We start from the raw sequence: 18,189 nt of genomic DNA, 5'->3' as shown, positions 1-18,189 counted from the left end.
TCAGTACATCCATAAGTTGATCCATCTCATCTCCTTATCAGACGACATTAAGATTATTCGGTATATGGTAATTTTCCTCCCTGATCATGGATGGTTTCAAAAGTCCCTACTCGTAGTTGTTCTTGGGGTTTATTAAAGTGCTGAGTCCGTAATTTTTGTACGGCTTGCTGCTTGGCCTCGTCACTCATGCCGCTTTTCATGATGCTGTCCCGTTCAGCCAGATACTGATTGATCTTGTCTTTCCAGTCATTGCGTTGCTTATCTAGGGTTTCTAAACGTTGCGTCGCCTCAGGACCGACCAGATTCATACGCATCTGATGAATATCTTCAGCTGAACCGCCACGCGCTTTAATATCCGCGGTGAGTTTACGCAGGTCTTCCAGTTTATTGAGCTGTTCGAGATTTTCTTTCCAGTCTTCAGGTAACTGGTTGAAAAGATCTTTTAATTTTTGTGCTTTTTGTGCTTCGGTTAAGCTCTTGTCTGCCAGAACGGTCATGCGATTGAGCGTGTATTCATGATAGGTATCTTCAGTACCAAATAAGCCTTCAATTTCGTAGTCAGAGAAAAGCTGTTTACGCAGATTTTTCATATGGGCAAAAATGCTTTGGTAATATTTAGGATCTTCCTTGTCGATATTGGGGGGCTGCAACTCGCCCAGTTTTTCCCGGTAATTGATATAGCGGTTCCACAAATCAATAATTTGCCCTAAAGCGGGTTCTTTATAGTTTTGCTGGATATAGGCTTTGAAATCATGTTTGATTTGCTTGAGATCTTTTTCGCCATATTGAGTAATGAAATATTCAAAACAGTTGCGGGTCTGTTCATTCACAATCAAGCGATTGGCATTGTCCAGACGTAACTGACAGTTCACTTCGGTGTCTTGCTGGCTAGGACTGACGAAAGCCCGACTTTGGTCTGTGGGGGCAGGCATTGATGAGGTTAAGGTAGGAGGTGGTGCATTAAGGTTTTGAATGGCATCAGTTTGTTCTGCGGTGGACTGGGACGGGGCGAGCCAAAATAACAGCACGCCTAGACATACCAAAATTACCACCAAAATAATCCATAATTTATGATGTTTATGCATTTCCTATGCAACCTTCTTTTTCTGTTTATTAAGGTTCTAAAATTGAACTCAATTTGCCATAAAAAACTGAATAAAACGTAGAAAAGTTGTAAAAAATGACAAGCGGTTGCTAACATAGCAGCCGTTTGAACTTGATTGATTTTCACTATGAAAAAGACTTCACCTAAAATTCAGCGCCGTCATATCAGCGGCGTATTTTTACTGAATAAGCCTCTAGGTATCAGTTCAAATGCGGCCTTGCAAAAAGTGCGCTGGCTCTATCGGGCAGAAAAGGCCGGACATACCGGCGCGCTGGATCCACTGGCTTCAGGCTTACTGCCCATCTGTTTGGGTGAGGCCACCAAATTTTCCCATTATTTACTCGATTCGACCAAGCGTTACCAGACCACGATTCATTTGGGGCACAGCACCACCACCGGTGATGTCGAAGGTGAGGTGCTGCTGGAACAGGCTGTGCCTGCATTGACGGAAGACAAAATAAAGCAGGTTCTGGAAAAATTTGTTGGCGATATTCAGCAAGTGCCACCCATGTATTCGGCGCTGAAAAAAGAAGGCCGTCCGCTGTATGAATTGGCGCGTAAAGGGATAGAAATTGAACGGGAAGCCCGTCCGATTCATATTTATGCCATCGAATTACTTTCTTTTACTGAAAATAGTATTACCCTTGATGTGACCTGTTCTAAAGGCACCTACATTCGTGTATTGGGCGAAGATATTGCCCAAGCCTTGGGTACATATGGTCATCTGACTTATCTGCACCGGATTAAAACCGGTCATTTTGACCTGATTCCTGAATATACGATCGAGTATCTGGAGAGTCTGACTGAACAGCAGCGAGAGGCTTTGTTGTTGCCTGCCTATGCACCGGTCGATCATTTTCCTAAAGTTCAGGCGCCTGAAGGACGTGCAGAATATTTTAGCCGTGGCATGGAAAGCAATATTGAACATGCCGCTGAAGCGCAGGTGCTAGTGTTTGATGGCGAAAAATGTTTAGGTCTGGCTGAAATTACCGACCGTAAGCGCCTGGTTCCGAAACGCGTGTTAAATCTCGAATAATTGTTGAAATAAATGTATGGAAATTGAAATTGTCTTAGGCCTTCTGTTTTTTGCATTTTTTGCCGGTGCGATTGATGCAGCAGTAGGAGGTGGCGGGTTGATTCAAATTCCGGCCATTATGAATGCCATGCCGCAACTGTCGCCAGCGACGGTGTTTGGCACCAACAAACTGTCCTCGATTTGCGGTACTGCATCGGCGGCCTATTCATTTGTGCGTCAGGTCAAGCTGCGCTGGAAGCTGCTGGCGGTTATAGCCAGCTGTGCTTTTGTCAGCTCCTTTGCCGGGGCGGCCTGTGTCAGCATGATTCCCAAAGAAGTGCTGCGTCCTTTTGTGCTGGTGATGCTGATTGTGATTGCCATCTATACCTTTATGAAAAAGCAGTTTGGGCAAGTACATGTACGGCAGGAACTGACACCGAAAATCTTGCTGCTGGCTGCTGTAGGCAGCCTCGCGATTGGTTTTTATGACGGTATTTTTGGTCCGGGCACCGGCAGTTTCTTTATCTTCTTTTTTATCCGTTATCTTCAAGCGGACTTTTTGCATGCTTCGGCATTGTCCAAGGTGGCCAATTTAACCACCAATCTTGCTGCACTGAGCTTTTTTGCCCCTACGGGTCATGTCCTGTTTGGCTTGGGGCTGATGATGGCTGCCGCCAATGTAGTCGGTTCAATAGTCGGTGTGCGGGCTGCCTTGAAATACGGCAGCGGTTTTATCCGTATTCTGTTTTTAATTTTGGTCAGCATCCTGATCGTTCGTTTGGGATATCAGACCTTTTTTCCGTAAATCATTCCCGATATTAAAATTTTTTATACAAATTGCTTCATCTCGTCACCCACATGTGCGTCATTCGCTTTTAAGATTATGAGCAGAATGTCTTCAAAATAATGATAAGCAGTCTTTTGAATGTGTAGCGGCTGTAGCAAATAAAAGGGTGGTGTAGATGAATATTTTCGAAGCTTTACGTGCAAGCCATGAAATCCAGAGAGAACTTTCTGAAAAATTAATCCAGACTTCGGGGAATAGTGAAGAACGTCGTGAGCTGTTTGAACTGCTTAAAAATGAACTGTTTGCTCATGCAGTTGCGGAGGATCGTTATTTATATATTCCTTTAATGATGACCGATTCTGGCCTGAGTATTACCCGTCATGCCTTGGCGGAACACCATGAAATTGATGAATTACTTGAGCAATTGACCGAAACGGATTTTAGCAATCATGGTTGGTTGGCGATAGCCAAGAAACTTTCTGAAAAAGTGCATCATCATTTAAAAGAGGAAGAGCATGGTTTTTTCCAGCAGGCGGGTAAAATTCTGGAGGACCAGCAAAAGATAAGCCTAGCCAAGAAATACTTGGCTGAATATAAAAAGTATAAAAAGGCAGATAAAGACAGTCTGACTTAAAGCGATATAAACAGAAAGATGGCGTGGAGCCGTCTTTTTTACCAGGTTTTCTGATTATGAGCTTTGAGGATTTGGTGTTTTACTGGCTCTAAATGTCACGCCCACCGATGCCAGCATGACACACAGCAGGGCAATCCACTGTAGCCATCCTATTTTTTCTCCAAGCAAAAGCAGTCCCGTGAGTGCAGCCAGAGCAGGAGAAAGGCTGGATAAGGTGCCATAGCTCAGTTTGCTTAAATGCTTCAACGCTTGCAGGTCGAGGGCATAAGGAATGGCGGTGGCTAGTATTGCGATTGCCAAGGCTTTGCCCCAGTACTGGGTTTCCACCAATGCAGCAGCATTGTTGTATAAGCCAATCGGTAACAGGCTGAGAGCAGACAAACTGATGGCAATGGTTAAGGCATGCATACCAATATTCTGCTGCACCACCTTTTGACCAAAATAAATATAAAAAGCCCAGCACAGCCCCGCCGCCAAGGCACATGCAGCACCGATCAGCGAAAATTGTTCACTTTGAGCCTGTCCCCAAGGCACCATCAAGCCAATGCCTAAAATGGCCAGTCCGACCCACAGATAATCACTGCGCTGCTTAATCGACAGCAAAGCCAGTCCTAAAGGACCGATGAATTCCAGACCCACCGCAATGCCTTGAGGCAGCTTGCCCAAGGACATGTAGAACAGGATATTCATGAACCCAAGTGCTGCGCTATAGCAGAGTAGGTCACGCCATTTTAAAAAAGACAGCCGCTTTAAGATGTGCCATGAACGAAACATGATGCAGACAATCACCGCGGCAAAACACAAGCGCAAAATCGTCACGGTCAGGGGATCGAGCACCATGAACAGCTGTTTGGCGAAAGATGCACTAATTTGATAGGAGATCATGGACAGAACCATGAACACTACGGCAATAAGTTGAGAATTTGGCATGAGACACGCAGTTGGATGGTCAAATTAATTAACCATGTTATGGGTGCGCACAGTATAGCGGTTCATGCTGATTTTTTGAGTTTTTACTGGAGGAAAATTTAAATTCATAATTTTAAATTCAGAACTTTAAATTTAAAATAATCGGTAGATGCAGGATGGTTTTATGAATTTGAATTTGAATTTGAATAATCCATTTTTTAATGGGTTTGCAGTCTGGTTCCTGGCTTGCTGATCAGGGTAATGAGCATGATCAGTACGGTCTGTACAGCAGGGGCAATTTTGAAAATTAGCTGACACTTAATTTGATCTGATTGTTCGAACAGCATGGGATAGACAAAACGCCAGATTTTTAAAATCTGGAAAAATAAAAAACCACAGCATGAATGCTGTGGTTTTTTAAATAAAACTGAATTAGAACAATACGCGAACGCGGATTGTACCTTCAACTTCGTGAAGCGTATCGAGTGCTTCTTTAGACGCAGTTGCATCAACGTCCATCACCAGGTAACCGACATCACCTTTAGTCATTAAAGACTGACCAGAGATGTTGATGCCGTGTTCAGCAAACAGGTTGTTGATTTTAGACAGCACGCCTGGAATGTTTTTGTGAATGTGCAGTAAACGGTGTTTACCTTCAGTCAATGGCAACGCGATTTCAGGGAAGTTCACCGCAGACAAGGTCATGCCTTTATCTGAATAAGCAACGAATTTCTCTGCAACTTCAAGACCGATGTTGGCTTGCGCTTCCATGGTTGAACCGCCCACGTGAGGTGTCAAGATCACGTTGTCCAGGCCACGAAGTGGAGAAACGAATTCTTCACCGTTGGCTTTAGGCTCTTTAGGGAATACGTCAACTGCAGCACCTGCAATGTGACCAGACTTGATGGCATCCGCAAGGTCTTCAATGATTACACATGTACCACGTGCAGCATTGATGAAGATTGAACCTTCTTTCATTTGAGCAAACTGTTCTTTGCCCATGAAGTTACGCGTAGATGGAACATCTGGAACGTGTAGAGATACCACGTCAGCATTTGCAAGCAACTCGCCCATCGTACCGACCTGGCGTGCGTTACCCATAGGAAGTTTGGTTACTGCATCATAATAAATGACATTCATACCCATGCTTTCAGCAAGCACTGAAAGTTGAGAACCGATTGAGCCGTAACCGACAATACCTAAAGTTTTACCACGAGTTTCATACGAACCTACTGCAGACTTGTTCCAGCCACCACGGTGAGTAGAAGCAGATTTAGCAGGTACGCCACGAAGCAATAAAATAGCTTCAGCAAGTACCAGTTCAGCTACTGAACGGGTATTTGAATATGGTGCGTTAAATACTGGAATACCGCGACGCATTGCTGCATCCAGGTTCACCTGGTTGGTACCGATACAAAAACAGCCAACAGCGATCAGCTTGTTGGCTGCTTCGAATACTTCTTCAGTCAGTTGAGTACGTGAACGAATACCAATGAAGTGAGCATCTTTTACCGCTTCTTTCAACGCTTCACCCTCAAGCGCAGTTTTACGGTAATCGATGTTGGTGTATCCAGCAGCATTTAAAGTGTCGATTGCGTTTTGATGAACGCCTTCTAACAACAAGAAACGAATTTTATCTTTAGGCAGTGAAAGATGTTGGCTCATTACGGCTCCGCTACAAAGGCCAAATTTAGTCGCGATATGATAACATACGAGAAGGGTCTATATACATTTCCTTTATGACGGAGACTATAGGTATTTTTGCCATACATATGCCAGGAACTACAGATTTTGGTCTAACTAAAGCTGTAATTTTTAAGCCTAGATTGTCAAAATGCTTATTTTCACCAGGTTTTAGTAAAAAATGTCTTATAATGTCGAGTAGTGAAATCGATCACAGTTATATTGTTGATTTTATGCTCACACCCAGTCTAAGACATGATTTTTTTGTAAATCTCTTTGCAAAGAATGCTCTATAGACCGTCCACCACTTGTATATTTCTTGCTAGGTCTGCAAACGATGAATGCTCCAGTCGCTTTAACACCTGAGTTATTAACCCAATTGACAGCCATTGTGGGTGAAAACCGCATTAAAACTGATGCTGCTAGTCTCGATGCCTGGGGCAAAGACTACACCAAGCATTTCGATCCAAACCCATCAGTCATTGTTTTTCCATCAAGTACGGAACAGGTGCAGGCGATTGTTAAATTTGCCAATGAACACAATATTGCCATCACACCATCGGGCGGCCGTACCGGTTTATCGGCCGGTGCAGTAGCAGCCAACGGTGAAATTGTGGTTAGCATGGACAAGATGAACCAGATTCTGGAATTCTTCCCGGCAGACCGTATGGTGCGTGTACAAGCGGGTGTGGTGACTGAACAGTTACAAAACTATGCCGAAGAACAGGGCATGTATTATCCGGTGGATTTCGCGTCTTCAGGTTCATCACAAATTGGCGGTAACATCGGCACCAATGCCGGTGGTATTAAAGTGATCAAATACGGCATGACCCGTAACTGGGTGCTGGGTCTGACCGTTGTGACCGGTAAGGGTGATATCCTGCGTCTGAATAAGGGCATGATCAAGAACGCGACCGGTTATGCATTACAACATTTGTTCATTGGTGGTGAAGGTACTTTAGGTTTAGTAACTGAAGCTGAAATCAAGCTGGAGCGTCAACCGCAAGACCTGCAAGTGATGGTCCTGGGTGTACCTGACTTTGAAGCCGTGATGCCAGTTCTTCACGCATTCCAGGCAAAAATTGATTTAACGGCATTTGAGTTCTTTGGTGAACTTGCGATGCAAAAAGTGCTGGATCATGGTCATGTACAACGTCCGTTTGAAACGGAATGTCCATTTTATGTACTGCTTGAATTTGAAGCGCCATTTGAGCCAATCATGGACAAGGCGATGGAAATCTTTGAGCATTGCATGGAACAGGGTTGGGTGCTGGACGGCGTAATGAGCCAGAGCCTGGAACAGGTACACAGCTTATGGCGTTTGCGTGAAGATATTTCTGAATCAATCGCACCATTCACACCATACAAAAATGACATTTCCGTACTTATTACGCATGTTCCGGCATTCATTAAAGAAATTGATGCGATTGTTGCGGATAATTACCCTGACTTTGAAATCTGCTGGTTCGGTCATATTGGTGACGGTAACTTGCACTTGAACATCTTGAAACCAGAGAACCTGTCTAAAGATGAATTCTTTGCCAAATGTCAGGTAGTGAACAAATATGTATTCGATACCGTGAAAAAATATGACGGTTCGATTTCTGCGGAACACGGTGTCGGTATGACCAAAAAGCCTTACCTCAACTACACCCGTTCTGAAGAAGAAATTGGCTATATGAAAGCTTTGAAACAGGTATTCGATCCAAACGGCATTATGAACCCGGGTAAACTGTTCGATCTTTAATATTTAACCTGTAAGTTCTATGCGCCGATGACTACATAACTGTTATCGAGTACGAAAAAAAGACGTGGCATCATAGATGTGATGTCTTTTTTTTATGGGGGAGATTTCCCAATGTTACGTTTATTATCGACCTCTATAATTTGTTTGGGCTTAATCACGACGGGTTGTGCAACGACTAAAAAATTGGCTTCTAAAGTGAATATTGGTTCGTCTGATACGCCTTTGCAGCAAGTGTTAAAAGAACGACCTGATTTGCGTAAGGGTTCGGCAACGGTGGAGATTCGTCAGTTTTTTAACAGTGTAGAGTCCCCAACTGCTGCGCAGGTAAAAGTCACGGAAACGGGTTTAATGGATGACTCGGTTCGTTCAATGCGTACGGTATATAGTTTTAAACTGGTAGATGGGGACTGGAAGAAGGTGGATACAGAGAAGTCGTATCAATGTTTGCGTGGGAAAAATACCAAGTCTTTTCAGAAAGCGAAATGCCCTTAATAAATCTTTGATTTATGGTTGAAAAGTAAGCTGTAATGCTGCATAAAAAGCGTATCGATTGATGGGCTTTTTTGTTATGAGATTTATAAATGAATCTAGAAAAAATTATATATAGGGATATAAATAGTTTAGCAACAGACCTTTTAATTTCATTAGATTATAAAGTTGATAAAAAAAATAGTAGTTTTCTTCAATTGATGAATTTAAATCATTTGTTAATAGCAGATATTCCAAGAAAAATTAGTTTTTCTAAAAAATTTAAATTACCGCCTAAGTATGAAGAAGGTTTCCAACTTTTATCTAAAAAGTGTGAATCAGGCACTGGTGGATTATTTCAGCATCAAAGTAGGAAATTATTTAACGGAAATGCTATTGATTTAATGTTCTGTGATTTTGGTATTCATCATTTACATTTAGGAGTCGAGGAAGATTTAAGGCATAAAAGAATGATGCAGGGTACAGAGGAAGTTGTCTTTGCTTACTTGAATGAAGAAGAAATTTTTTTTATTAAAATAGCAAATCATGGAGAGTGGCATTTAAAAAATAATTTGGAAATTCTGCATCGGGAAAGACCTGATTTAATTCAGCATAGAGTAGTGAGCGGTTTGATAGGGGAGAATCTTAAAGATGAAGAAATTTTAGCGTTAAGAAAGAATGGATATACATATTTTTTAGATATTGATGGCACTTGCTATATGCCTGAAGAAATTTGGGGAGGCAAAAATATTATGAAAGGTCATGCATATTTTATTCAACTGAAATATAAAATTGAAAAGATTATTGAAGAACAAATACAAAGTATTCCAGGTATACAGAAGCTGATTGATAATGAAGATGTTGATATAAAGCTCTCTGGATTGGATTTTAATAAATTTAAATATTTTTATTTTGATCTAATAATTAGCGGCAATTTAAAACAATATAAGGTCTTTTTATGAAAACCCTTGTTTTTATGTGCACCGAAAGTTCACGTTCCGCTCTTGGCAACTTTGCGTCAATTGCCTCTATATTTTTCCATTCCTAATTGGGTAATACGATTGTATTATTAATTTTTAAGCGTGGCAAAACTCATAGTAATTAATCTACATAAATGATTTTAAGAAGCTCACAGACTTAGACAATGGTCTCTGCTAAACTACACCTACTCAACCAAGTAGGTGTACTTGTTTGAGATCAACTATTCTCACGAATTTTTTATTTAAACACCTCGTGAATACGGTGTTGTAAGTCACTTATAAGCAAGTGCATTTCCCAAACTTTAATTTAAACACTCAATGCTTGGCATTGGGCTGACGCTTCTCTCCCTAAAAATAGTGCGTAGCCCTACAAGCCTAAAATACATGTAGAAAAACAATGCAAAACGTTCAAACCGCAACCTTAAACCGTGCCACGCTGATGTTTCCATTGGCATTGGTGCTGTTTGAATTTTCCGTCTATATCGGCAACGACCTGGTGCAGCCGGCCATGCTCGCCATTACCAAAGACTTTGGCGTAAGCAGTTCGTGGGCACCATCCTCCATGTCGTTTTACCTGCTGGGTGGGGCATGTGTGGCCTGGTTGCTCGGCCCATTGTCCGACCGTTTAGGACGTAAAAAAGTGCTGCTTGCAGGCGTACTGTTCTTTGTACTGTGCTGCTTGCTGATTTTACTGACGAAAAATATTGAAAGCTTTTTGGCACTGCGCTTTTTACAAGGCATAGGTTTAACCGTCATTTCTGCCGTCGGTTATGCTTCCATTCAGGAAACTTTTGAAGAACGTGACGCGATTAAAGTCATGGCACTGATGGCCAATATTTCCCTGCTTGCCCCCTTACTCGGTCCCGTGATTGGTGCATTCCTGATTGACCATGTGTCCTGGCATTGGGGCTTTATCGGCATCGCGTCATTAGCCTTTTTAAGCTGGTTTGGACTGAAAGCCAAAATGCCCGAGAACAAAGTCAGCATACCAAAACAGCCATTCGGTTATATATGGGATGACTTTAAACAAGTCTATAAAAATAGACGTTTTCTGACCATGACCTTGGCCTTGCCGATGGTCAGTATGCCATTGATGCTCTGGATTGCACTGTCACCGGTCATGCTGGTGGAAGAATTAGGTTTTAGCAGCATGCAATACGGCTTGGCACAGTTTCCGGTATTGGGTGGATTGATTGTCGGAAATGTGGTGCTGATTAAAATTATCGACAAACTGGCTTTGGGCAGATCGGTGCTGATGGGCTTGCCGATTATGCTGCTCGGCACCGTAATTTTACTGGGTGGGGTGATTTTGCGGGATTATCTGATCTGGTGCCTCATTGCAGGCATGACGCTCATCAGCTTTGGTGAAGGGATCAGTTTTTCGGTGCTGTACCGTTTTGCGCTGATGTCATCGGAAGTATCCAAAGGTACAGTGGCAGCAGCCGTTTCGATGCTGTTGATGTTCAGCTTCTTTATCATTATTGAACTGGTTCGGGTGATGTATGAACACTACCACTATTTGGCATATAGCGTGGCGTGTTTTGTTTTAATTGCACTGTGGTTCAGTTTTCCGCGAGCGATGCTCAAGCAGATTTTAAAGGAACGGGTGAAGCAGGGACAGTTTTAGCCGCCCTATTTGTTCTCTCTTCTTAATAGGAGATGAGGAATATATTCCGCAAGGTGAGAGGCTAAGCATAATTTTACCTCTCTTAACCCCTCCTGAAAGGAGGGGAATATACTGATTTGAAATCAGCATTTTCTTCCCCTAGGGGATGAGGGTATATCCTTATTATTCTCTGAAAAAGAAAATAGTCTTTTAATCAGAAACTATAGCTTGGACTCGGCAATCGGCTGCGCAACAGCCTTTAACTTGCGATCGAAAACAAAAGTGCCAAACGGTAAAATGGATGCAATCAACCCCAGAATAAACATCTGAAGCGACCATTTCTGTTTTTCGCACACAATAAACAAAACAATTAAAAACAGGATAAACAGTACGCCGTGTCCCATACCGACATATTTCACCAGAATTGGATTATCCAGCATATATTTCATTGGCATGGCGATAAACAAAAGCAGGAGAAAGGAAAGTCCTTCTAAAAGACCGACAACACGTAAAGTTTGAATATTCATGGTCATGCTTAAATCTATGAGAATGAACCCTGAGTGTACCGAATATTGCCGCAATGGTGAATAAAAGCTCGATATATTTTAAGAACTTATCAAATGCTTATAATCACGTACTGAAACCGGTCTTTCAGCCAGTTCAGGCTTTTTCTAAAGCTCGATTAGTGTGAATATAGCCTGCTTTATCCGTAGAGCTGTGAAGTTATTCACCCTGTGACTCGGTACGATCTCCGATTGTGAGGTCATCATAAAAAAGCAGGCACTCTGCCTGCTTTTTTATTTTATGGTTTTATGGACACATTATTGAATCACACCACAGGCAATCCGGTCTCCGCCACCGCCTAAAGGTTTGGGCTCATCGGCATAGTTGTCGCCACCCGCATGCACCATAATCGCCAGGCCTTGAACATCGGCCAGTTTTAAACGTGGGGCCACCAGTTTTTCCTGAGATTTTCCTGAAGCATCCACGGTAATGAGGGGTAAATCTCCCAGATGTCCGGTGAGTGGTGTACCGTGATGTGGCGCCTGGTTGGGGTTGAAATGACCGCCAGCGGCAAGGGCAGCGCCCATTTTGCCATCTTTTTCTGCCGGGCCACACAAACCTTTTTCATGAATATGGAAGCCGTGAGGGCCGGGTGGCAGATCACTTAAATCGGTATTGATGACCAGACCAGAAGGGCTATCGAGTAATTCTACTGTCCCGATTTTATTGCCTATGCCTTGCGCAGTGACGGCATTGACCGTGACATGTTGCGCTTTATGTTCATCTATAGGCTGGGGGCTGGCGCAACCAGCCAAAAATATTGCCCCCAGGGTGGCAATTGTAAGGGGTTTAAATGGTATTTTCATGAGTGGAAGCATCCTGACTTTTTTATAATTGGCACCATTGAAACAAAGTCGTGGATGCAAGACCACGTGATTTAAGTAGTGGAATGTATAAGTTTCTTAACCTGGACTTGTCAGCTTAATCAGGGTGATGGGTTTCATCATCAATATCATGGGCAAGGGTGGCCTTAGGCATCATTAAGCCTTCAGTTTCATTGGTTTCATGCAGCCATTCCCGCCAGATCGCCAGTAATACCGCCAGTATGACCGGACCGACAAATAATCCCACCATACCGAAGCTGGCCAGCCCACCCAGCACACCAAACATAATCAGCAAGAACGGAATCTGGGTAGCCCCTGAAATTACCAGTGGACGAATCACGTTATCTGCGGTACTGACCACACATACGCCCCATACCATTACCCCGATTGCTTCAATGGTGTGCCCCTGAGAAAATAACCACAGTGAAACAGAGGTATAGGCAACTGGAGGTCCAAAAGGAATCAGTGCCAGCAGGAAGGTAATAATGGTCAGTACCATCGGGTTAGGTACATCGGCCACAAAATAGCTGATGCCCGCCAGTATCGACTGGGCAATGGCAGTCAATCCAACGCCATAGACCACGGCACGGGTAGTATCGGAAATGGTGGCAATATAATGATGGATACGCGGACCAATCACCATTTCCAGGGCTTTGCTGACCTGATGTAAAATGGTGTGACCATCACGGTAAAAGAAAAATAACGACATCACGGCAAAGCAGAGCTTGATCAGATTTTTGCTGACTTCGTTCAGTACCGCTTTCCCGTAATTTAAATGACCCTGAATCCAGATCGAGACGGACTGGATAATGCTGTTCGGGTCCTGATTAATCTCTCTTAACGTACGTGAAATTTCTTTGCCAATAAAAGGTAACTGCCGGATAAAGTCAGGAACGTTCAGGTGACCGGAAAACACCTGTTTCTGTAATTCGTAATACAGGTTTCGGCCTTCATGCTGCAACATGAAGATCGCAAAAATAATCGGTAAACCCAGGACTAAAACGACAGAAAGAATCATTACTGTGGCGCTCAGCGTAGGACGCTGTCCACACATGCGCAATACCGACTGATACAGCGGCCAGGTGACATAGGCAATAATTGCCGCCCAAACCACAGGTACAATAAAATATTTGAGCACATGAAAACTCAAATACATCAGGACAAAAAACAGTCCAAATAATAAAACCTTTTGTAATGTGGGCGCGTAATGTTGCACTGAATTCACTGACTACTTCCTAAGTTCGGAGATCATCTTAACCGAAAAAAAAGCTCCCGAAAACGAGAGCTGGGTAAGTTGTGATGAATATTTATTGAACATTTCCATGCCAAAGCTTGGACTGCGCCATTCAATGCAATTAAAACCAGGCACTGGGATCATCAATAATGGCATTTAACAGCGGTTGCCATTGCGCTTGCATGGACAAATAGTTTTTTTGCGTTTTATCAAAAACACTCAGTCCATGCATGGCAAGCTGAGCATAGGCCGCCCTTTCGGAAATCCAGGCCACCGGCTGCTGTTCAATTTTTTGGAAGAAATCCTGGATATCTTTGGAGCTGGCACTGTTTGCTTTCATCCGGTTGGCCAACAGTAAAATTTGCACCTTGCCTTTGCGGATACGCTTAATCTCTTTTAAATGCTTCAGAAAACGGCGGGTACTTTCTATATCAAAGAAAGAAGGCTGTAATGGCGTAATAATGGCATGGGCTTCACTGATCAGCTGTTCGGCATGCTCGCCAGACAGGGCCCCAGGTGCATCCACAATCAGATATTCGATATTTTTAGGCACCTCACCAATCGATTTTTCCTGACGCCAGTCCAGACTTTGAATAGGAGCCGCCTCTGGCGGTCGTTGTTTTAACCATTGCAAGGCTGATTTTTGATTATCGGCATCGGCAAGTGCGACTTTATACCCCTTTTGTGCCAAAGCGGCAGCCAGATTAATTGCAGTAACGGTTTTACCGCATCCACCTTTTTGATTGGCAATTAAGATAGTTTTCATAACCCTGATGATTTTATTCTGCTCAGTCCTAGCATATCATTGTTTGATGCAGTGAATATGACTCGGGACAAAAGTCTTAAGGTATAAGTAGCGGTAATTTTTGAAATTAAGGAATAATAATGTCCATTTGGATGGCAATGCTGATTGGGGCGTGTATAGGTGTGGTGCTCACCACCATGATTTTAAGCAATACCCGAAATGGACGCATTAAAGCAGAGTATGAACAGTACATTGCGGAACTGGAGCTGGAGCATCAGCAGGCTTTGGCGCATGCGCAAAAACGCAGTGTCAATACCAGCCGTGCAGTATTAAAAGGCAAGATGGCAGAGCAGCTGGCACCGATTATGCCCCAGTTTCAGTATTTACCCAGTGATGCCAAATTTCTGGGCGATCCGGTCGATTATGTAGTGTTTGATGGTTATACCGACCTGCGTGATGGCGAAGGAAGTCCCGATGATATCGAAGTGGTACTGATTGATATTAAAAGCGGCGGTGCACGCCTGACTAAAGGTCAACAGGCGATTGCCCAGGCCATACGCGAAGGGCGGGTACGTTTTGAAACGGTGCGCATTGATTTTGATGATTAACACCGTGATGATTGCACGAGTTTGAATTCAATATCATTAGTGATCTTTGATAAGTCAAACAATATTCAATTTGAAAAACTTGCAGTCATTCATAATGATTGATGAAAGAAGTCTATTGTTTTTGAGCGCGTGCAAACAACATGCGCTGTGCAATTTTAGGAATACCGGCTGCATCCAGATAATGTTTTTCTGTAAAGCTGAAATGTGCATCCAGCAAGTCCTGTTCAATATTGCGGTTCAGATGGCAGCCATCGGCAAGGCGTTTTTGAACGGGCGTCAGCAGGTTTTGCAGATGTTGCAGTGCCGGACGGTCAGACAGTACATGTTCGACCAGATGCAAGGTTCCGCCAGGCTTCAGCACGCGATGCAATTCTGCCAAGGCCTGATCCAGATGTTCAATACTGCAAAGTGTCCAGGTACTGACGATATGATCGATACTATTGTCGGCAAAAGGCAGCTTTTCTGCACTGGCCTGAACGTGCTGCACATGAATGGCACTTTCGTGCACGCGTTTAATCGCCAGCTGATAAATATCGGCATTCGGTTCCAGTGCGTAGAGCGTATCGACATTTTGATAAAAAGGCAGATTCACCCCGGTACCAAAGCCAATTTCCAGCACTTCGCCTGCAATGGGGAGTAGCAGTTCGCGACGCTGATCCATGAGGCTGGGTGTTTGCATTACCTGATTGAGCAAATGCGGAAAAATGTGTTGCTGGTAAAATTTATAAATCATTGTCACTTAATTTTTCTTACTTTATATCATTTTAGTTTAACCAATCTTCTGTTCAGGGAATAAGACAAAAAAGTGACTGAACATATCTATATTGTTACCAAGTCCATATAGTTATTTAAGGTGACTGAATTAAAATTAATTTAGAAATCAATAAATTTGTTAGGGGCATAAAGATGATCAGGTCAATATTATTCAGTACTTTATTTGCAGCGAGCATGTTGCAAGTGAGTGCCAGTGCCTCAGTTGACTATAATATTGCCAAAGGTCTGGCTCCGGTATCTAAACAACAGTCCATCAGAACGCTGCAAACCTTTAAAGGGGATTTCCGTATTTTAGGCTCGAAAACCTATACCAGTGATGAACAGGCCAAGTTTTCGCCGATTGACTATGCGGTAAGTTGGGGGCTGTTTGCCGAACCTGAAATTGCACGGCATATCTCGGTCAATCAATATGACCGCTATTTAAACTGGAAGATTGACCGCTTACCCGTTCCTGCCGAGCAGGCCATGCAGATGGTGTCGAATATGCACATCATTCCTGCCAACCCTCAAATTGCCAAACAGATTAAACATGTCAAACGCGGTGATTTGGTGCGGCTGAAAGGCGAGCTGGTGGAAATTAAAGACAAAAATCTGGTCTGGACTTCATCTTTAACCCCAACCGATACGGGTGATGGCGCGTGTGAGCTATTTCGTGTCAGTTCAATCGAATGGATTGAACGGGTTAAAGGTTAATTCGTTTCCCTAAGAAGAGGGTTAAGAGTAAATTGATGAAAGCTTTAGCACTAAGTTTTGGGCTAATACTGGGGTTTACCTTGGTGGGGTGTAGTAGCTTGAGTCCAACGGTTGATGGCAAAACTCATGTCTATTCCTTAAAGCAGCAATGTCCAGCTTTGCTGGAAATGAGTGTGGGGCAAACCCTGGAATTAACGTTGCCCGAGAATCCGACTACAGGTTATATCTGGCAAGTGGCCGAGCCGCAGAACATCTTAAAAGTCGAAGAAATTTATCGGCAAGATCAAGGGGAAAGCCAACCGCCAATGGTGGGTATGAGTGGACAAAAACAGTTTATATTTACTGCACTGCAACCCGGTGAAGAATGGATTCACGTGAAACATGGCCGATCATGGGAACAGAATCCGGTTGATGAGTGGCGTTGTCGGGTCAGAATTTCCTGATTTAATTTTTTTAGATTACTTTTATGAAAAGGGATATTTATTGATTTTCTAAATCCCTCCCGACCTCCCTTTTTCTAAGGGAGGAGTAAAAGGCCCGCTTGATTAAAGCGGGCCTTTTATATTCTAAAATATATATAAATAACTTATTTCGCTGTTAATGCCTGACCGTCAAACTGAATGCCATCCCAGCCATTTTGCATAAACTGGCGAATGTTCTGGTGGTCTGTGGCTTCAGGGGTCGCTAATACCGCTGCATAATGTTCAGCAAACAAACTGAGCGTTTGTGCCTGATCTAGACCATTAAGTTGGGCAAAAGAAAATACTTTGGCACTGCCTTGGTTTTCGTTTGCAGCATTGGCCTGTTTGCCGTTTTGAAATGCTGTCGGGGTATGCTGATAACGGGCATCAATATATGCAATCACGTCTGCAAATTTGATTTCACCTGCCTGAAGCTGTGCCAATAAATCCTGAGCCATAATTTCCTCAATTCATAGAAAACAGTTTAAAAACATCGCGACTATAACAATTTTTAGGGCAGCATTTCATTACTATTTCAGTTCATTTGTAGAGTATAGTGGACCCAGAATTTACACAGTCCTGATCTTTGATTTGATAAAAATGGAACGGATATGAATTGGCTACTGGTGGCTTTAGGGGGAGCGGTGGGCGCAAGTTTGCGCTATGGAGCAGGGATATTGCTATTTAAACCCACGAGCGGATTTCCATGGACCACCTGGTGGGTGAATATCTGCGGTTGCCTGTTTGCCGGTATTTTCTTTGCTTATAGCCAGAAATTTCCCGTTTTGCAAAATGAAGCACGCCTGTTTCTGATGGTCGGCATTTTAGGCGGTTTTACCACTTTTTCCAGTTTTGGTCTGGAAACCTTCCAGTTATTAAAACATGGTCAAACCACACTGGCTTTGGGTTATATGATTTCCAGCGTGATGATGGGAATTCTGGTTTTGACGCTCGGTTTTTACCTGTTTCAGTGGCTGCTACACAGCAGATAAATTGAATAGTGAGAATAAATATAAAAAAGAAGCCCAAGCTGGAGGAGAGTGCTTGGGCTTTTCAAGTCTTAAGATTAGCGTTGAAATCTTAAAACAATATGAAGTTAATGTGAGCGTTTGAAACGTGCGAAACGTTTGTTGAAACTTGCCACACGACCTTCATTGCTGGTTTGACGTTGTTCACCGGTATAAAACGGATGAGAGGCGCTAGAAATATCCAGAGTGACATAAGGATAAGTCTGGCCTTCATACTCACGGGTCTGTGTCGGCTTTAAGGTACTGCCAATCACAAAATAAACATCCGCATTGGTGTCGTGGAACAGGACTTGTTGATAGTCTGGGTGAATACCTGGGCGCATA

The 18,189-nt window shown here is 43.2% G+C and carries 21 protein-coding genes; 11 read left to right on the top strand and 10 right to left on the bottom strand.

All coding sequences use genetic code 11. The features are described from left to right. Positions 1–53 precede the first annotated feature (53 nt). Entirely contained in the window at positions 54–1,085 is a 1,032-nt protein-coding gene (locus BLP85_RS11170; protein WP_092820165.1) for a lipase secretion chaperone, read from the bottom strand. Between the two features lie 147 nt (positions 1,086–1,232). Between BLP85_RS11170 and truB the strand changes: the two genes are divergently transcribed. From truB to BLP85_RS11155, 3 genes are all read left to right on the top strand, one after another. Further along, positions 1,233–2,141 (top strand): tRNA pseudouridine(55) synthase TruB, encoded by a 909-nt coding sequence (gene truB / locus BLP85_RS11165; RefSeq protein WP_092820164.1) that lies wholly within the window; start codon positions 1,233–1,235, stop codon positions 2,139–2,141. Positions 2,142–2,157: 16 nt separating this feature from the next. Then, positions 2,158–2,925 carry a sulfite exporter TauE/SafE family protein gene (locus BLP85_RS11160; protein WP_092820163.1) on the top strand — a complete coding sequence of 256 codons (768 nt, stop codon included), beginning with the start codon at positions 2,158–2,160 and terminating at the stop codon, positions 2,923–2,925. A gap of 157 nt (positions 2,926–3,082) precedes the next feature. Then, on the top strand, positions 3,083–3,541 hold the full coding sequence (locus BLP85_RS11155) for a hemerythrin domain-containing protein (RefSeq protein WP_092820162.1): 459 nt from the start codon (positions 3,083–3,085) through the stop codon (positions 3,539–3,541). Between the two features lie 54 nt (positions 3,542–3,595). On the opposite strand, the gene BLP85_RS11150 is transcribed toward BLP85_RS11155, so the two are convergent. Beyond that, positions 3,596–4,471: an EamA family transporter gene (locus BLP85_RS11150; protein ID WP_092820161.1), complete on the bottom strand. Its 876-nt coding sequence runs from the start codon at positions 4,469–4,471 to the stop codon at positions 3,596–3,598. Positions 4,472–4,882: 411 nt separating this feature from the next. Next, positions 4,883–6,115, bottom strand: coding sequence for a phosphoglycerate dehydrogenase (gene serA, locus BLP85_RS11145; protein WP_092820160.1), 1,233 nt, complete (start codon positions 6,113–6,115; stop codon positions 4,883–4,885). A 355-nt stretch (positions 6,116–6,470) separates the two neighbouring features. Between serA and BLP85_RS11135 the strand changes: the two genes are divergently transcribed. The 4 genes from BLP85_RS11135 (at position 6,471) to craA (ending at position 10,955) form a co-directional block, all read left to right on the top strand. After that, positions 6,471–7,880 (top strand): FAD-binding oxidoreductase, encoded by a 1,410-nt coding sequence (locus BLP85_RS11135; RefSeq protein ID WP_092820158.1) that lies wholly within the window; start codon positions 6,471–6,473, stop codon positions 7,878–7,880. A 111-nt stretch (positions 7,881–7,991) separates the two neighbouring features. After that, positions 7,992–8,372: a hypothetical protein gene (locus BLP85_RS11130; protein ID WP_092820157.1), complete on the top strand. Its 381-nt coding sequence runs from the start codon at positions 7,992–7,994 to the stop codon at positions 8,370–8,372. 89 nt (positions 8,373–8,461) lie between these two features. Further along, a complete protein-coding gene (locus tag BLP85_RS11125) occupies positions 8,462–9,310 on the top strand; it encodes a hypothetical protein (protein ID WP_092820156.1) in 849 nt (282 codons plus the stop codon). Between the two features lie 415 nt (positions 9,311–9,725). Then, entirely contained in the window at positions 9,726–10,955 is a 1,230-nt protein-coding gene (craA, locus tag BLP85_RS11120; RefSeq protein WP_092820155.1) for a chloramphenicol efflux MFS transporter CraA, read from the top strand. A gap of 200 nt (positions 10,956–11,155) precedes the next feature. On the opposite strand, the gene BLP85_RS11115 is transcribed toward craA, so the two are convergent. From BLP85_RS11115 to BLP85_RS11100, 4 genes are all read right to left on the bottom strand, one after another. Further along, on the bottom strand, positions 11,156–11,461 hold the full coding sequence (locus tag BLP85_RS11115) for a DUF3817 domain-containing protein (protein WP_092820251.1): 306 nt from the start codon (positions 11,459–11,461) through the stop codon (positions 11,156–11,158). Between the two features lie 294 nt (positions 11,462–11,755). Beyond that, the gene (gene sodC / locus BLP85_RS11110; RefSeq protein WP_228143294.1) at positions 11,756–12,304 is read right to left on the bottom strand and encodes a superoxide dismutase family protein; all 549 of its coding nucleotides are present in this window, start codon (positions 12,302–12,304) and stop codon (positions 11,756–11,758) included. Between the two features lie 115 nt (positions 12,305–12,419). Continuing rightward, positions 12,420–13,547 carry an AI-2E family transporter gene (locus BLP85_RS11105; protein ID WP_092820153.1) on the bottom strand — a complete coding sequence of 376 codons (1,128 nt, stop codon included), beginning with the start codon at positions 13,545–13,547 and terminating at the stop codon, positions 12,420–12,422. A gap of 130 nt (positions 13,548–13,677) precedes the next feature. After that, positions 13,678–14,322 (bottom strand): ParA family protein, encoded by a 645-nt coding sequence (locus tag BLP85_RS11100; RefSeq protein WP_092820152.1) that lies wholly within the window; start codon positions 14,320–14,322, stop codon positions 13,678–13,680. A gap of 119 nt (positions 14,323–14,441) precedes the next feature. Here BLP85_RS11100 and BLP85_RS11095 point away from each other — a divergent pair, with 119 nt between their 5' ends. Further along, positions 14,442–14,909, top strand: coding sequence for a Holliday junction resolvase-like protein (locus BLP85_RS11095; protein WP_092820151.1), 468 nt, complete (start codon positions 14,442–14,444; stop codon positions 14,907–14,909). 112 nt (positions 14,910–15,021) lie between these two features. On the opposite strand, the gene BLP85_RS11090 is transcribed toward BLP85_RS11095, so the two are convergent. Continuing rightward, positions 15,022–15,642, bottom strand: coding sequence for a class I SAM-dependent methyltransferase (locus BLP85_RS11090; protein ID WP_092820150.1), 621 nt, complete (start codon positions 15,640–15,642; stop codon positions 15,022–15,024). Positions 15,643–15,815: 173 nt separating this feature from the next. Here BLP85_RS11090 and BLP85_RS11085 point away from each other — a divergent pair, with 173 nt between their 5' ends. Continuing rightward, positions 15,816–16,376 (top strand): hypothetical protein, encoded by a 561-nt coding sequence (locus BLP85_RS11085; protein WP_092820149.1) that lies wholly within the window; start codon positions 15,816–15,818, stop codon positions 16,374–16,376. A gap of 35 nt (positions 16,377–16,411) precedes the next feature. Further along, positions 16,412–16,819 carry a protease inhibitor I42 family protein gene (locus tag BLP85_RS11080; RefSeq protein ID WP_092820148.1) on the top strand — a complete coding sequence of 136 codons (408 nt, stop codon included), beginning with the start codon at positions 16,412–16,414 and terminating at the stop codon, positions 16,817–16,819. Positions 16,820–16,962: 143 nt separating this feature from the next. Here the strand turns inward: BLP85_RS11080 and BLP85_RS11075 are convergent, their stop codons facing one another. Beyond that, on the bottom strand, positions 16,963–17,295 hold the full coding sequence (locus BLP85_RS11075) for a HopJ type III effector protein (RefSeq protein ID WP_092820147.1): 333 nt from the start codon (positions 17,293–17,295) through the stop codon (positions 16,963–16,965). A gap of 153 nt (positions 17,296–17,448) precedes the next feature. Here BLP85_RS11075 and crcB point away from each other — a divergent pair, with 153 nt between their 5' ends. Beyond that, complete coding sequence (crcB, locus tag BLP85_RS11070) at positions 17,449–17,829, top strand: fluoride efflux transporter CrcB (RefSeq protein ID WP_092820146.1); 381 nt, start codon at positions 17,449–17,451, stop codon at positions 17,827–17,829. A 104-nt stretch (positions 17,830–17,933) separates the two neighbouring features. Here the strand turns inward: crcB and BLP85_RS11065 are convergent, their stop codons facing one another. Next, the gene (locus tag BLP85_RS11065) at positions 17,934–18,188 is read right to left on the bottom strand and encodes a type B 50S ribosomal protein L31 (RefSeq protein ID WP_092820145.1); all 255 of its coding nucleotides are present in this window, start codon (positions 18,186–18,188) and stop codon (positions 17,934–17,936) included. Between the last annotated feature and the right edge of the window lies 1 nt (position 18,189).

The organism is Acinetobacter kookii, assembly GCF_900096895.1.
Classification (GTDB): Bacteria; Pseudomonadota; Gammaproteobacteria; order Pseudomonadales; family Moraxellaceae; genus Acinetobacter; species Acinetobacter kookii.
The sequence above is the reverse complement of the archived record's forward strand: the minus strand, read 5'-3'. Positions and strand labels throughout refer to the sequence as shown.

What these genes read in the sequence shown, in the direction of transcription:
- BLP85_RS11155 (WP_092820162.1), top strand. Translation starts at nt 3,083, where the DNA reads ATGAATATTTTCGAAGCTTTACGTGCAAGCCATGAAATCCAGAGAGAA.
- sodC (WP_228143294.1), bottom strand. Translation starts at nt 12,304, where the DNA reads ATGAAAATACCATTTAAACCCCTTACAATTGCCACCCTGGGGGCAATA.
- BLP85_RS11150 (WP_092820161.1), bottom strand. Translation starts at nt 4,471, where the DNA reads ATGCCAAATTCTCAACTTATTGCCGTAGTGTTCATGGTTCTGTCCATG.
- BLP85_RS11095 (WP_092820151.1), top strand. Translation starts at nt 14,442, where the DNA reads ATGTCCATTTGGATGGCAATGCTGATTGGGGCGTGTATAGGTGTGGTG.
- BLP85_RS11135 (WP_092820158.1), top strand. Translation starts at nt 6,471, where the DNA reads ATGAATGCTCCAGTCGCTTTAACACCTGAGTTATTAACCCAATTGACA.
- BLP85_RS11130 (WP_092820157.1), top strand. Translation starts at nt 7,992, where the DNA reads ATGTTACGTTTATTATCGACCTCTATAATTTGTTTGGGCTTAATCACG.
- serA (WP_092820160.1), bottom strand. Translation starts at nt 6,115, where the DNA reads ATGAGCCAACATCTTTCACTGCCTAAAGATAAAATTCGTTTCTTGTTG.
- BLP85_RS11085 (WP_092820149.1), top strand. Translation starts at nt 15,816, where the DNA reads ATGATCAGGTCAATATTATTCAGTACTTTATTTGCAGCGAGCATGTTG.
- BLP85_RS11080 (WP_092820148.1), top strand. Translation starts at nt 16,412, where the DNA reads ATGAAAGCTTTAGCACTAAGTTTTGGGCTAATACTGGGGTTTACCTTG.
- BLP85_RS11170 (WP_092820165.1), bottom strand. Translation starts at nt 1,085, where the DNA reads ATGCATAAACATCATAAATTATGGATTATTTTGGTGGTAATTTTGGTA.
- craA (WP_092820155.1), top strand. Translation starts at nt 9,726, where the DNA reads ATGCAAAACGTTCAAACCGCAACCTTAAACCGTGCCACGCTGATGTTT.
- BLP85_RS11075 (WP_092820147.1), bottom strand. Translation starts at nt 17,295, where the DNA reads ATGGCTCAGGATTTATTGGCACAGCTTCAGGCAGGTGAAATCAAATTT.
- BLP85_RS11125 (WP_092820156.1), top strand. Translation starts at nt 8,462, where the DNA reads ATGAATCTAGAAAAAATTATATATAGGGATATAAATAGTTTAGCAACA.
- BLP85_RS11160 (WP_092820163.1), top strand. Translation starts at nt 2,158, where the DNA reads ATGGAAATTGAAATTGTCTTAGGCCTTCTGTTTTTTGCATTTTTTGCC.
- BLP85_RS11090 (WP_092820150.1), bottom strand. Translation starts at nt 15,642, where the DNA reads ATGATTTATAAATTTTACCAGCAACACATTTTTCCGCATTTGCTCAAT.
- BLP85_RS11115 (WP_092820251.1), bottom strand. Translation starts at nt 11,461, where the DNA reads ATGAATATTCAAACTTTACGTGTTGTCGGTCTTTTAGAAGGACTTTCC.
- crcB (WP_092820146.1), top strand. Translation starts at nt 17,449, where the DNA reads ATGAATTGGCTACTGGTGGCTTTAGGGGGAGCGGTGGGCGCAAGTTTG.
- truB (WP_092820164.1), top strand. Translation starts at nt 1,233, where the DNA reads ATGAAAAAGACTTCACCTAAAATTCAGCGCCGTCATATCAGCGGCGTA.
- BLP85_RS11065 (WP_092820145.1), bottom strand. Translation starts at nt 18,188, where the DNA reads ATGCGCCCAGGTATTCACCCAGACTATCAACAAGTCCTGTTCCACGAC.
- BLP85_RS11100 (WP_092820152.1), bottom strand. Translation starts at nt 14,322, where the DNA reads ATGAAAACTATCTTAATTGCCAATCAAAAAGGTGGATGCGGTAAAACC.